The following is a 13,861-nucleotide window of genomic DNA, read 5'->3' on the forward strand; positions in this document are numbered from 1 at the left end:
AAATTTTCAATCCGCTTCAGGCACCGAAGCGGATTGAAAATTTTTGTTGATTTATATTACTCGGTGGACACAGATGGGTCCGCTTGTTCTTTGACTGGTACAACTTGAATGAAATGCTTCTTCGGTTCTTGGAGTAGTACCTTAAGGGAGGCAGCTTCCCCTCGTTGACCTTGTTCCTTTAATAAGGTCACATAATTGCCTAGTAGTTCCTCGATAGCTTTCACGCCTTCGTCATTTAAAGGATCGATGGACACCTTTGCTCCTTTGGCAATTCGCCGTTTAAGAGTCTCTTTTGTTAAGCCAGCTTCTGGTTGATGGCGTAAATAAATGACACCACCTGTCATACCAGCACAAATCCATGGACCCGGATCTCCTAACACTAACCCCCGACCATTTGTCATATATTCAAAAGCAAAACCTTTAATATTGGCAGAGACTGCGATATTTCCTTGCTCATTATCTGGGATTGGTTGTTTTAATTGACCGCCAATAATTATATCGGCACCAGATAGACGAATACCTGCACGTGCATCAGCGTCACCTTGAGCGATGAGCAATCCATGCTGTGCGCCATACCCGAAGCCTTTCCCAACAGAGCCGTTGTAGAAGTTGCCGTCTTTCCCTTGCGATTTGAAGATAAAAATATTTCCTCCAATTGCGGTCTTACCAATACCATCTTGTGCGCCGCCGTTTACTTTAATCGAGATTCCTTCACTATTATAAGCGCCTAAACCGTTTCCTGGAATCGATCCATCCTGATAAGACAACTGAACAGGTGGAAGCTGTTTATAGGAGCCATCTAGTCGATTGCGAACACGGTGACAAGATACTCGACTTCCAAGCACACGCTGCTCAGATGTGATGGAGCTATACGAGCGAGATTGTTGTAAATCTTCCACTTGTGCATCTAAATATTCTGCTCCTACGGCTACCTGTACAGCACTTTCATTTAAGTAAGGAGCAGTTTCTATATTAGAAAATGGTTCAATATCTAATGTCTTTAACAAGTATGTTAAATTTAATGAATCAAATCCTTTTACTTGTTCTAATAAATCCGAACGACCGACAATATCTTGAAGGTTTTTCGCGCCGAGAGAAGCAGTTAATGCCTTTAACTCTTTTCCGAAGGCGGTAAACATATTCGTTAAACCAAGAACGGCTAAATCGAATTTACGCGGAACAAAACGTCGTAAACCATGTTCCTTTGCTTGTGCTTCTGATTCAATCTGTGTCGCAATGCCAACATGACATGTATCCAAATGGCAGCCGCGGCATGTTGTACAGCCTACGGCAATCATTGATAATGTACCGAAGCCGACACGATTGGCACCGAGCAGCATTACTTTTAAAATGTCAGCGGCACTTTTTAACCCGCCATCTGCCCAAATTTCAACCTGTTGACGAAGTCCTGCTTCAAGAAGAGCATTGTGAGCAGCTTTTACTCCAATTTCAACAGGAAGCCCTACATGTTCTAGTGCATGAATCCGGGCGGCTCCTGTACCGCCATCAAAACCAGAAAGCGTAATAATATCCGCCCCTGCTTTTGCAATGCCGACAGCAATGGTGCCGATATTTGGAACGACAGGCACTTTAACCGCTACTTTTGCTTTATCATTCGCTGTTTTTAGCTCATGAATCATTTGCGCTAAATCTTCAATCGAATAGATGTCATGATTATTAGATGGTGAGATTAAGTCAGAGCCAATCGTTGCATTTCGTGCTTCCGCAATTTTGGCTGTTACTTTGGAGCCTGGAAGGTGGCCGCCCTCACCAGGTTTTGCACCTTGCCCAATCTTAATTTCTAATAGGTTAGAAGAGTTAAGGAGCTCTGCATTGACACCGAAACGACCGGACGCGATTTGCTGTCCACGAGTTTTCGGATATTTACCGAGCATATCTTTAATTTCTCCACCTTCTCCATTCATACTAATCATGTTCAGTCGATTGGCCGCTTCTGCATAAGCGCGGAAAGCTGTTTCGTTTTGCGATCCAAATGACATGGAAGCAATAACGAATGGCAGATCATGATCCTTTATTGAAATGGTCACGTCTTCGGCAGAAAGCGATGTATTTGTTGTCTTAAAGGACGTTAAGTGTCTTATCGCTGTTGGATTGTTTTCTTCTTGTTCAGAAATTTTTTCCCGATAGGCATCGTACTCTCCAGTTGTGGCCATTTCACCGATTGATTTCCAAATTCGTGGGAACAGGTGAAAGGTTTTGCTGATACGTTCTTTTTCATTTTGATAATCTGCTGCACGCTGAATGGCATCTGCTTTGAGTGCATCGAAATTATAGCCTAATTCATGGGAACCGAAAAAGTTGACAATCTTTAAATGTTGAATAATTTCCTCATGCAGGCCGATGCTTGAGAACAAGCGTCCATATCCACGCAGCTCATGAATCCCAATGGTCGAAATGACTTTTTCTAGTCCTTTTGTTAAAGCCTGATATAGGTTAACAGAAGGTGTAGCTTCTTCCGTAGAGAGGGAGAAGAACATGTAATAAGGACTAATTAAATTGGCTCCAAGACCGTAAGCAAGAATAATGTCGTGCAGGGACCGAAGAGCAGCAGAACGTAACAAGATAGAACAGTCGCGTCGTTTGCCTGTTTGGACTAACACTTGATCAACAGCTGATGTAATTAAGTGCGGGTCGAGCCACAGTTTGCCGTTTTGATGAGCTTCTTGATCATCAAGAATAAGCAGGGTTTTGCCTGCATTAACAGCAGCCACTGCTTCATCTGTAATCCTAGTTAGCGCGTCCGGAATACTTTCTGTTTCAGTAAATGTCGTAGAAATAAAGGCCGTTTGCTTTTCTGTTTCATAATAATAAACGAGTTGATCATAGCTAGGCTGTTGAATAAAGCTTGAACAGTCATAGCCAAGCTGTCCTTCTATTAACAACGGTGTTAATAATTCCGTTATTTTTCCAGCTTGTTCAGCAGCGAACAGTGTTGGGCGTTTGCCAATAATGGTTCGTGTAGAAAAATGCTCTGTTTCCCGGTCACGGTCAATCGCTGGATTTGTCACAACGGCTACGCTTTCTTTAATGAAGTCTGCGATATTGGTTCGCTGTGGATTAAGAGCTGCAAGCGGTGCGTCATGCCCTAATGAACGAATCGGCTCGACTCCTTTTTCAGCCATTTGTTCGACTAATTGAATATGTTCCCTTTCCCAACCAAATGCTTTGTACTGGCCATTATGAATGGCTTCAGGCTGTGTTGTTGTCACCACTTTTTTGAAGGCTGGTGTTTGGAGACGCACGCTATCATTAGCCAAAATAAATCGTTTTTTAAATCGTTCATAAATTTCTTCTTGAAAAGCTTTATAGTTATACAGTTTAATAGAATCCTTTTCCCATTTTAAGCCGACTTTTTCTCCTGGACCAAGCGGTTTTGGGTCACCTGCGTACTCAGAAGAAGAGATGATGCCTGGTTCTGAAGAAAATAAATAGGATGATTCTATTTCAAGCTGCCAAAGAGGGCGTAAGCCTAATGAATCAACAGAGAATACAGCTTCGTCGCCGAAACGGGAAATGATGGCCGCAGGACCTTGGGCGAAATGTCCCCAAGCTTCTCTTAAATACGTATATAGATTTTGAAGATGAGCAGGATAGACTTTTATTTCATTAATAATAGGCGGGAAGACTAAATCTACAGCTTCGAATAATGAGAAGTTATGACGATAAATAAATGTTTCGATTGTTCGGTTTAAATCTTGGGAATCACTTCCGTCCTTGGCGAGCGGGGTATTTATCATTCTTGCTTCATCACGCAGTTTAGCGATTGTATTAATTTCTCCGTTATGACCGAGCACACTAAAGGGCTGTACGCGGAAGAAGCTGGATAATGTATTAGTTGAAAAACGGTTATGACCTAATGTCATCGTTGAAGCTGTCACGGGATCTGCAAGATCTGGATAGTATTTGGGTAGAATATCACCGGCGCCCATCACTTTGTATACCGCATGATATTGGCTAAGAGAAGCGACGTGAATATGATGATTTTGTTCAATTGTGAGAATGAGTTCGAATAGTATGCTGGATAGTTCAGACTGTTGTTTCGTGTTTGCTGTACAGGCGAACTGCCAAAAGACAGGATTTTCTTGAATGGCAATCGGGCCTAATGCGTCTTGATTATAGGCTTGATCTGTTTCGAACACTAATGATAGTCCATGCTGAAGGAGTTTTTCTTTAACTTCTGTTTTTAGTTTGTGAGTATTTTCTTTTGTGCTTAAAAATAAGTGGCCAACAATAAACTGGTTGCTGTCAACAAGGTTAGGATCTACATTTTTTGCAGCTAATTTCTTTTTCCAAAGAGCTCTTGGAATATCAATGTGAATTCCGACACCGTCGCCTTCTCCGTTAATAAATCCGGCGCGATGATTCATTTTCACTAGTGCATGAATACAAGCGAAAATATTTTCATTTGTGGGCACTCTTTTTTTTTCAATACAAGCAACGATGCCACAAGCATCATGTTCTTCTTTATAAAACTCTTTAAAAGTAGCTGGGTTCCATTGTTGAGTCATTTGTTCGGCTCGTAATAAGGATCCACCTTATTAACTGCCTTTCACCTCCTACAAAACTTGTAATAGTGCAAGAAAACTCATATGAAAAGTAAATAAAGTATTTAACTTTTTAATAAATGGAATGATAAGATAAAGGATTTAAAAATGGAAATATGAGTTAATGATATCATCTAAATATTCAGAAATCAATCGCGTGTAAATGTATAGTAGATTGATTAAGAAAGTCTAATCTCTTTTTTAGAACGATTATAGAACAGCGGAGAAGAGCAAAAAAACTCCTCGAAAACATGCATGCTGTTTTCGAGGAGTTTTTCTTCGTTACTTAGTCATTAAATGTTTGAAAGCGTGCTCCACAGCTTTTAATGTATACGTAATATCTTCTTCTTTATGAGCGGTTGTTAAGAACCAAGCTTCGTATTTAGATGGAGCTAGATTGATTCCTTGTTGGAGCATCAATTTGAAAAATTTACCGAACATTTCTCCGTCCGTGTTTTCTGCTTGCTCGTAATTTTCAACTTTTTCAGTTGTGAAATAAATCGTTAAGGCGCCTTTAAGACGGTTAATCGTAATTGGAACATGATATTGCTCTGCTAATTGTAAAATACCATCTTCTAATATTTTTCCTAAACGATCAAGTTCTTCATAAAGACCTTCTTCCTGCAAGACTTCTAAACAAGCGATGCCCGATAACATGGAAGCTGGATTTCCTGCCATTGTTCCAGCTTGATAAGCTGGGCCGAGTGGAGCAACTGTGTCCATAATTTCTTTTTTTCCACCGTATGCACCGATAGGCAGTCCGCCGCCAATAATTTTTCCAAGGGCCGTTAAATCTGGTTGAACTCCTAGTAAATCTTGAGCGCCTCCGTACATAAAACGAAATGCGGTAATGACTTCATCAAAAATAACGACAGCACCAGCTTCATGTGATAACTGAATCACTTCTTCAAGAAACCCTTTGTTAGGTTCCACAATTCCAAAGTTGCCGACAATCGGTTCAACGAGTACGCCAGCTACTTCAGGACCCCATTTTTGCAGAGCTGCTTTAAATGGTTCAATATCATTAAATGGGACGGTAATGACTTCTTGAGCACTGTTATTTGTTACACCAGCAGAGTCAGGCGTACCGAGCGTGGAAGGGCCGGACCCAGCTGCAACGAGTACAAGATCGAAATGTCCGTGATAGCAGCCAGCGAACTTAATAATTTTATCGCGGCCTGTATAAGCACGAGCAACACGAATAGTTGTCATAACGGCTTCTGTTCCCGAGTTTGTAAAACGAACTTTTTCTAGATTTGGCATGGCTTCTTTGAGCATTTTCGCAAATTTAATTTCATGTTTTGTTGGTGTTCCATACAAGACACCTGTTTCTGCTGCATGTGTAATGGCTTTTGTAATATGAGGATGAGCATGCCCCGTAATGATTGGACCGTAAGCTGCTAAATAATCGATGTATTTATTTCCGTCGACATCCCAAAAATAAGCGCCTTGTCCACGTTCCATGACTACAGGTGAACCGCCGCCGACTGCTTTATATGAACGGGAAGGGCTGTTTACACCACCGACGATATGTTCGAGAGCCTCTTTATGTAAACGCTCAGAATTAGTGAATTTCATTATGAAAAGCCTCCTAAATAAACTTACAAATATTCATACACCATCATAGCACTTTTTGCTTTGAAAAACATGAAGCCTGGGATATTGTGTGCAACAATTTAAGCGTTTCTATTGTTTATAGAAACGTCATTGGATAAACTAAGTGATTAGACAGGAATTTTATTGGAGGACTACGGAATGAGTAATGCAATTGAAGTGAAGGGGTTGCGGAAAGAGTTTAAATCGTATTCAAGCCGATCTGGGTTGAAAGGAGCTTTTCGTGACTTATTAACAAGAAATTATAAAATTGTGCCTGCGGTCAATGATATTTCATTTACAGTGAAACAAGGAGAAATGGTCGCTTATATCGGAGAAAATGGAGCGGGTAAATCGACAACAATTAAAATGTTAACAGGCATCTTAACTCCGACCTCAGGAGAAATTGTAGTCAATGGTATGAATCCGCATCGGGAGCGCGAAAAATTTACTCGGACGATTGGCGTGGTGTTTGGACAACGCTCACAGCTTTGGTGGGATATTGCTGTACAAGAATCGTTTCGATTGTTGAAGAAAGTATATAAAGTATCAGATGAGCAATATAACGAACATATGAATCATGTAATTAAAACGCTCGATATTGAGCCGTTGCTTGATAAACCGGTTCGGAAGCTTTCGCTTGGACAGCGTATGCGCTGTGAGTTAGCTGCTGCTTTAATTCATAACCCGCCCCTTTTATTTTTAGATGAGCCAACGATTGGTTTAGATGTACTTGTTAAATTAAAAATTCGCGAATTTTTAAAAGAAATTAATGAAAAATACAATACGACCATCTTATTAACGACTCATGATCTAGGGGATATTGAGGCGCTTTGTGAACGAGTTGTCATGCTTGATAGCGGGGAAATTATTTATGACGGGGAATTGCAAAGCTTAAAAGAGAACTGGGGGGAAGATAAGGAAGTCCATTTTCAGTTTGTAAAGCCTGTCCAACAAGCAGAGTTGGAAGCATTGCCTTTATCGTTTCCGGTTATATGGGAGTATGATGAAAAAAATCATATGTATTTAGCTGTTATTAAAGATGAGGGCGATCACATTTCACAGCTCATTTCGACCGTCGTTACTTCTTTTCCTATTAAGGATGTTAAAATTCATGAAACATCTATTGAGGAAATTGTGCGAAATATATATGAAACAGGCACTGTCTGACCTTTGCTAAAGTGAACAGAACAGATGAAAGGGGAGAGAGTGTGAGTAAATACATCGAGATGATTCGGATGCGCTTCTTAATGATGTTGGCGTACCGATTGAATTACTACACAGGAATAGTAATTTATACGATTAATATTGGAGCGTATTATTTTTTATGGAGTGCCATTTATGGAGATAAAGGATCCATTGAAGGATTAACGATTGAGCAGATGACTTCATATGTTGCGATTGCTTGGATGGCGCGAGCGTTTTATTTTAATAATATTGACCGAGAAATTGCCATGGAGATTAAGGATGGCAAGGTCGCAATTGAGCTGCTTCGACCGTATCATTATTTAGGAATGAAGACGATGGCTGGATTAGGAGAGGGAATTTTCCGCTTTTTCTTTTTTTCGATACCAGGAATGGTTCTCGTCACGCTTCTTTTCCAAGTACATATTCCGTATAATGGAGCAACTTGGGGGTACTTCGCCATTTCGCTGCTATTCAGTTTTATTATTAATACTCAAATTAATTTATTAACAGGAATTATGGCCTTTTTCTTCTATAACAATACCGGTTTAATTCGTGCTAAGAGAGTAATAGTGGATTTATTTTCAGGATTACTTTTACCGATTAGCTTTTTCCCATTGTGGGCGCAAGATGTAATGCAGTACTTACCATTTCAAGGGATTAGTTATATACCGAGTATGATTTTTACAAACGGCTTTAGTCATAGTGAGCTTTTGATGGCGTTAGGCCAGCAATGTATTTGGGTAATCATTCTGCTTATCCCGATTCAACTTTTATGGATAGTAGCTAAAAAACAGCTCATTATTCAAGGAGGTTGAGGAAATGTTTTATATAGGAATCTTTTTTCAATATGTTAGTCAATATATGAAGACGAGACTGGAATACCGCTCAGATTTCATTGTTGAAATTTTATCTGATTTATTTAATCAGACGGTGAATTTAGTGTTTATTCTCGTCGTTTTTGGCCACACGCAGTTTTTGAATGGATGGAACAGGGATGAAATTATTTTTATTTACGGCTTTTTCCTTATTCCATATGCGTTATTTTCAGCCTTTTTTAATATATGGGATTTCAATGATCGATATATTGTAAAGGGGGAAATGGACCGTATTTTGACGCGGCCGATTCATAGTTTATTTCAAGTTGTGATTGAGAGAATGGAGCTAGAATCGTTGTTTGGGTTAGTGACGGGCTTTATTATCATTTTTTATGCAGGAGCCAATTTAGGGCTTGAGCTTGCTTGGTATGATCCGATTTTATTTGTGCTATTTGCAATAGGCGGGGCACTTGCTTATGCATCCGTGTTTATCGTTATCGCAAGTGTTGGCTTTTGGTCGGATTCTAAAACATCGATTATGCCGATGATGTATAATATCGGCAACTATGGTCGTTATCCAGTGGATATTTATAATAAAGTGATTCGTTTTATGCTTACGTGGGTACTGCCATTTGCTTTTGTTGGCGTATATCCTGCTTCATACTTCCTCGGTAAGGAAGAGTGGTACATTTTCTCGTTTTTAACACCGGTTGTCGGGCTTGTCTTTTTTACGGTGTCTGTGATGATTTGGAATCAAGGCATAAAAAAATATCGTGGAGCAGGAAATTAAGCAACTCCCTTCAACTGATGTTGGAGGGAGTTTTGACGTTAGGATGAATAAAGGAGCCTTCAGGATGAAGTTCACTCCATAAAGGTCATATATCGCTAGGACAAAGAGTAAAGATAGGGTATGAGTTGCTTTTGAAATGAGGCGTTTTTTATGATGTTTTATGTATTGGTCGTTGGCGTCGTTTTTTGTATGACGATGAGTATTCGAACACTTTTTTTAGCGGATTCAGAACAAAAGCGATTTTCAGTGGAAAACTTACTATGGCTTGGTAATTTATATACGACAATTTTAGTTGGTTTTGCACTCATTTATTTATTATTTGAGCTGCAAAATTATGCAGTTATATTAGATTTGGGCAATCGATTAGATGGGAATTTTTCAGAGCAATTAAAAACAGCTTTTTACTTTAGTGCGATGACGATGTTTTCAGTTGGTTATGGAGATATTAGTCCCATTGGGGTAGGGCGGATTATTGCAACGATTCAAGCATTTATCGGATATACGTTGCCAGCTGCTTTTGTCATTCGGACGGTGATTGAGATGGAACATTTTGATAGAAAGGATAAATGAAAGTTGTCTTTCTTATTATATTTGAGTACGATTACGATGAGAAAAAAAGATGGAGGTACATATCATGACAGTTCGTATTGGTGAGAAAGCCCCTGATTTTCACGTTCGTGATCATCGTGGAGAAATGGTTTCGTTAGCAGATTTTAAAGGTAAGCATGTTGTGTTATATTTTTATCCGAAAGATATGACACCTGGCTGTACAACAGAGGCGTGTGATTTTCGCGACCAGCATGAGCAGTTTGAACAATTAAATGCCGTGATTATTGGAGTAAGTCCGGATCCGGTTGAAAGACATGTGAAATTTATCGAAAAACACGGTCTCCCATTTATTTTATTAGCAGATGACCAGCATGAGGTAGCAGAGCTTTATGAAGTATGGAAGCTAAAGAAAAACTTCGGTAAAGAATATATGGGAATTGAACGTTCTACTTTCTTAATTGATAAAGAAGGGGTACTTGTGAAAGAATGGCGGAAAGTAAAAGTAAAAGGGCATGTAGAAGAAGCTCTTGAATATGTTCAAAGTTTAGGTGAATAGTCGGAGAAAGTATGCCTATTTTCAGTTGGAAAGGCTTTTGTCCAATTCAAAACAAGCGTAGATGAATATGCTTGTAGTAAGGGAATACCTCCTCACAAACTAGTTGCGCGGGACTTAGGTTCCCGTGTTTTTTCGTTGTTTGAACTACCCACTACTTAATTTTCTAACGAAAATTTGAAGTAGGGGATTCCTGTGAACACCAGTTTTTTTAGCAGGCTCTACCCGTAGTCCCTACGGTGAAAGCTTTTAATATTCTTGTACGTTGACTCGCCACGCACCCCACTTTTAGCTAAGGATTAGCAACTTCGGTATGCGTGGAGGCGATTAGAACGTTGAAGATTTTACCTAGTAGACGTTTTTCCTGCTAGAACCTCCTATCTTCAGTTTTCAAAGAACCACCGTACAGGAATATTATACCGTGGGAACAGGTGTTTTGCTACGCAAAAAGGCGATTCATCTCCGACCTACTCATTGGGTTTCGCCCTTCACATTCCTTGAGGTGGGAGTATTCTCGCCTAATAAATAATGATAAAAGGCTATAAATGAATAAGAAGAGCGAAAGGAGAAGAGTAAGATGCTTATTGTTTCAACCATTACACCATCAGAAGAAATTCAACAGCATATTGAGCAAGCGTTTCCTAATGTAACATTCAAATATGAAGAGGTATGGAACGACAAAAGCTTGGCTGAAGCGGAAGTGCTGATTACATATGGAGAGGACTTAACCGACGAGCATATTGAAAAAGCAAAGAAGCTTAAATGGATTATGGTGATGAGCGCAGGTTTGGAGAAAATGCCTTTTAAGTCAATTGAAGAGCGTGGAATTCTTGTTACTAATGCTAGAGGCATTCATAAAATTCCTATGGCTGAGTATACATTTGGAATGATGCTGCAATATGAAAAAAGACTAAAACAATTAATTCAGCAAGAGCGTGATGAAAATTGGCAGCGCAGTATCGTAATGGGAGAATTACATGGTAAATCAATGCTTATTCTTGGTACAGGGGCGATTGGCGGAGAGATTGCTCGATTAGCTAAAGCATTTGGAATGACAACACTAGGTATTAATCGCAGCGGTCAGGGTGTTGAGCATATTGATACTCTTTATAAACTGGAAGAATTACTAGCTGTTTTACCTCAAGCTGATTACATCGTTTCAGTGTTACCGAGCACGAAAGCAACACGGTATATCTTAACGGAGAAACATTTTCAGGCAATGAAGAGCAGTGCTGTGTTTATCAATATCGGTCGGGGGGATCTCGTTAAAGAATCCGTTTTACTCCAAGCGTTAGAGAAACAGGAAATTACACATGCTATTTTGGATGTGTTTGAATCTGAGCCGCTTCCGCGGAATCATCCTTATTGGAATATGAAAAATGTTACAGTAACTCCCCATGTATCAAGTCAAAGTGATCAATATCTGCCGCGCTGTTTCGTGATATTTGGGAAAAATTTACAAGAGTATGTATCAAATGGTAAAAAATATATCAATGTCATTGATATAAACAGAGGATATTAAAAAGCTTTGTATAAAAAACTAATAAAAAACGATGAATCCACGTATAATGGACTATATTTAGTAGTAGAAATATTGACAAAATAAGTCGATAACAGGTACACTATTTATAAATATTATAATTTAATAATTTATACTTAATTAGAAAAAGAGGTGTATGGCGGTGTCTGAAATTCAATTAAAAGAAGCTTTAGATTCCTTGAAAGATACCGGTGTTAGAATAACTCCTCAAAGACATGCGATACTGGAATATTTAATAAACTCCATGTCTCATCCAACAGCAGATGATATTTACAAAGCGTTGGAAGGGAAATTCCCGAACATGAGTGTAGCTACTGTTTATAACAATCTTAGAGTATTTCGCGAAGTTGGATTGGTGAAAGAACTAACCTATGGTGATTCTTCTGCAAGATTTGATTTTGTGACAACGAATCATTATCATGTTATTTGCCAAAGCTGCGGAAAGATTGTGGACTTTGATTATCCTGCATTGGATGAAGTTGAACATTTTGCTGCTCAGGTTACAGGATTTAAAGTGAATGAACACCGGATGGAAATTTACGGACAATGTCCAGATTGTTCGAAAAAAGAAGCACATTAAAAAAGTTCCACCTTTTTGGTTGGAACTTTTTTCTTTTATAGCTGCCTTTGATTATATTTTTTGTTGAATGTCTTGCCTTCCAAGCTTTTGTCTAGTGTGAGTGCTTCATTACAGTGCATACATATGTCCACTCGTCCTAAAATTTTGGTAGGCTTCTGGCAGCTTGGACAAAGAACTTGAACTGTTTTAGTAGATAACATTCCAATCCAAAGATACACACCTGTACTTGCCATAATGCATAAAAGACCGAGAAGCATAAAGATTGTCATCACAATCGGATGTGATTTGAAGATAATACCGAGGTACATAACAAGAAAACCGATGAAAATCAAACTTAATGCAAATGTTCTGATTTTATTGATTTTACTAGAATATTTAGCCATGATAGTCCCTCCTGAAACAACTATATCACAGATGGTTTGTGGAAAAAAATGAAAAATATTTTTGGTGTCAAGAAAGAAATCATATCTATATTAGGATTTAGCAGGATTATGAAGAGTTTTGTAGAAATTTTAAAAATGGCTTTGTTATAATTGAGTTTTTCGGACGCGGCTCACTTTGTGCAAAGTGAGCTAAAATCACGTTTAATTTTAATAACAGTGCCTAAATAAAGCTTTTGGAGGAAGAGAAGATGGAGGATATCCTTCGCCCTATTTATCAAGAACGTGCTAGTTTGCAATCTACTCTTGGAATTTTATTAATTGAAAAAAGTGAAGACGCTAGTTTGATTACAGATACATTCGATTACATCCTATTTGTAATTGTAAATGAAGCAGAAGATGCAGTATTTGTTAAACACTATATGTATAAAGAGAAAAAAGCTGCCTTGCACATTGTTCAGGAAGAGCAATTAAAAAAGTGGCTTCTTTTAGGCACGAATCGAAAAGTTGTGAATTGGATTCAAGAAGGTAAGATATTGTTTGATCGTAATGAATACTTAAAACAACTTAAAACGGAAATTCGAGAGTTTCCGTTTTATGGTCGGAAATTAAAAAAAGGTTTGGAATTTGCGAAGTTAATCCGTCGCTATACAGATGGTAGAGCATTGTTTGAGAATGGGCATTTTCTAGACGCGTTTAATCATATTGTTCATTCCCTTCATCACTTAGCACGTTTAGAAGTCATTGAACAAGGATTTTATCCAGAAGCAACAGTATGGAATCAAGTAAAACTTATTGAACCAGAAATTTATAAATTGTATAAAGAATTAGTCAGCAGTGAAGAAACATTACAAAAAAGATTAGAGCTTTTATTTTTAGCTAGTGAATTTTTAATTCATTCTCGAATAAGTATTGGTTCACAGCACTTGCTTGAAATCATGGAAACGAAAGAAGAGCCGTGGACGATTGCTGAACTAATGAATCATCCGGAGCTTATACACTACACAGTAGACTTAAGTGTGTTAGTTGAATACTTAATAGAAAAGCATGTTATACAATCCATTAAAGTAGAAACAAAAGGGCAGGGAGTTTTTCATAGATATTATCAAACATAATTTTTTTCGAAAAAATTATGTTTGATATTGACGGTAAACAAAGAGCGTGATATATTAATAAACGTCGCTGAGAAACATCACGTTTCGAGGTGGGAATCAAAAATAAAAAAACATATTGACGAGTAAGAGGTTGATGTGGTAAGATGTAAAAGTCGCTTGAGAAATAAGTGATACTAAATTGCTCTTTGAAAAC

At 38.5% G+C, this 13,861-nt stretch carries 11 protein-coding genes; 8 read left to right on the forward strand and 3 right to left on the reverse strand.

Annotated features, from left to right (window positions below):
• Positions 1–56: 56 nt before the first annotated feature.
• Positions 57–4,529, reverse strand: a complete 4,473-nt coding sequence (locus V7068_RS17690; RefSeq protein ID WP_499713875.1) for a glutamate synthase-related protein — start codon at positions 4,527–4,529, stop codon at positions 57–59.
• A gap of 318 nt (positions 4,530–4,847) precedes the next feature.
• The gene (locus V7068_RS17695) at positions 4,848–6,143 is read right to left on the reverse strand and encodes a glutamate-1-semialdehyde 2,1-aminomutase (RefSeq protein ID WP_499713876.1); all 1,296 of its coding nucleotides are present in this window, start codon (positions 6,141–6,143) and stop codon (positions 4,848–4,850) included.
• 177 nt (positions 6,144–6,320) lie between these two features.
• Here V7068_RS17695 and V7068_RS17700 point away from each other — a divergent pair, with 177 nt between their 5' ends.
• The 7 genes from V7068_RS17700 to perR all read left to right on the forward strand — a co-directional run bounded on the left by V7068_RS17700 (position 6,321) and on the right by perR (position 12,173).
• The gene (locus V7068_RS17700) at positions 6,321–7,328 is read left to right on the forward strand and encodes an ABC transporter ATP-binding protein (protein WP_499713877.1); all 1,008 of its coding nucleotides are present in this window, start codon (positions 6,321–6,323) and stop codon (positions 7,326–7,328) included.
• A gap of 41 nt (positions 7,329–7,369) precedes the next feature.
• On the forward strand, positions 7,370–8,161 hold the full coding sequence (locus V7068_RS17705) for an ABC transporter permease (protein WP_499713878.1): 792 nt from the start codon (positions 7,370–7,372) through the stop codon (positions 8,159–8,161).
• A gap of 4 nt (positions 8,162–8,165) precedes the next feature.
• On the forward strand, positions 8,166–8,951 hold the full coding sequence (locus tag V7068_RS17710; protein ID WP_119118812.1) for an ABC transporter permease: 786 nt from the start codon (positions 8,166–8,168) through the stop codon (positions 8,949–8,951).
• Positions 8,952–9,101: 150 nt separating this feature from the next.
• Positions 9,102–9,521: a potassium channel family protein gene (locus tag V7068_RS17715; protein WP_119118811.1), complete on the forward strand. Its 420-nt coding sequence runs from the start codon at positions 9,102–9,104 to the stop codon at positions 9,519–9,521.
• A 64-nt stretch (positions 9,522–9,585) separates the two neighbouring features.
• Positions 9,586–10,056 carry a thioredoxin-dependent thiol peroxidase gene (gene bcp / locus V7068_RS17720; protein ID WP_499713879.1) on the forward strand — a complete coding sequence of 157 codons (471 nt, stop codon included), beginning with the start codon at positions 9,586–9,588 and terminating at the stop codon, positions 10,054–10,056.
• A gap of 574 nt (positions 10,057–10,630) precedes the next feature.
• Positions 10,631–11,575: a D-2-hydroxyacid dehydrogenase gene (locus tag V7068_RS17725; RefSeq protein ID WP_499713880.1), complete on the forward strand. Its 945-nt coding sequence runs from the start codon at positions 10,631–10,633 to the stop codon at positions 11,573–11,575.
• 154 nt (positions 11,576–11,729) lie between these two features.
• A complete protein-coding gene (gene perR / locus V7068_RS17730; protein ID WP_127759098.1) occupies positions 11,730–12,173 on the forward strand; it encodes a peroxide-responsive transcriptional repressor PerR in 444 nt (147 codons plus the stop codon).
• Positions 12,174–12,208: 35 nt separating this feature from the next.
• Here the strand turns inward: perR and V7068_RS17735 are convergent, their stop codons facing one another.
• Positions 12,209–12,556 (reverse strand): YgzB family protein, encoded by a 348-nt coding sequence (locus V7068_RS17735; RefSeq protein ID WP_127759099.1) that lies wholly within the window; start codon positions 12,554–12,556, stop codon positions 12,209–12,211.
• Positions 12,557–12,804: 248 nt separating this feature from the next.
• Here V7068_RS17735 and V7068_RS17740 point away from each other — a divergent pair, with 248 nt between their 5' ends.
• Complete coding sequence (locus V7068_RS17740; protein ID WP_499713881.1) at positions 12,805–13,668, forward strand: nucleotidyltransferase-like protein; 864 nt, start codon at positions 12,805–12,807, stop codon at positions 13,666–13,668.
• Positions 13,669–13,861 lie beyond the last annotated feature (193 nt).

Origin of the sequence: Bacillus sp. JJ634 (assembly GCF_036962285.1) — a bacterium.
Taxonomy (GTDB): Bacteria; Bacillota; Bacilli; order Bacillales; family DSM-1321; genus Peribacillus; species Peribacillus asahii_A.

What these genes read in the sequence shown, in the direction of transcription:
- V7068_RS17690 (WP_499713875.1), bottom strand. Translation starts at nt 4,529, where the DNA reads ATGACTCAACAATGGAACCCAGCTACTTTTAAAGAGTTTTATAAAGAA.
- V7068_RS17695 (WP_499713876.1), bottom strand. Translation starts at nt 6,143, where the DNA reads ATGAAATTCACTAATTCTGAGCGTTTACATAAAGAGGCTCTCGAACAT.
- V7068_RS17700 (WP_499713877.1), top strand. Translation starts at nt 6,321, where the DNA reads ATGAGTAATGCAATTGAAGTGAAGGGGTTGCGGAAAGAGTTTAAATCG.
- V7068_RS17710 (WP_119118812.1), top strand. Translation starts at nt 8,166, where the DNA reads ATGTTTTATATAGGAATCTTTTTTCAATATGTTAGTCAATATATGAAG.
- V7068_RS17715 (WP_119118811.1), top strand. Translation starts at nt 9,102, where the DNA reads ATGATGTTTTATGTATTGGTCGTTGGCGTCGTTTTTTGTATGACGATG.
- bcp (WP_499713879.1), top strand. Translation starts at nt 9,586, where the DNA reads ATGACAGTTCGTATTGGTGAGAAAGCCCCTGATTTTCACGTTCGTGAT.
- V7068_RS17725 (WP_499713880.1), top strand. Translation starts at nt 10,631, where the DNA reads ATGCTTATTGTTTCAACCATTACACCATCAGAAGAAATTCAACAGCAT.
- perR (WP_127759098.1), top strand. Translation starts at nt 11,730, where the DNA reads ATGGCGGTGTCTGAAATTCAATTAAAAGAAGCTTTAGATTCCTTGAAA.
- V7068_RS17735 (WP_127759099.1), bottom strand. Translation starts at nt 12,556, where the DNA reads ATGGCTAAATATTCTAGTAAAATCAATAAAATCAGAACATTTGCATTA.
- V7068_RS17740 (WP_499713881.1), top strand. Translation starts at nt 12,805, where the DNA reads ATGGAGGATATCCTTCGCCCTATTTATCAAGAACGTGCTAGTTTGCAA.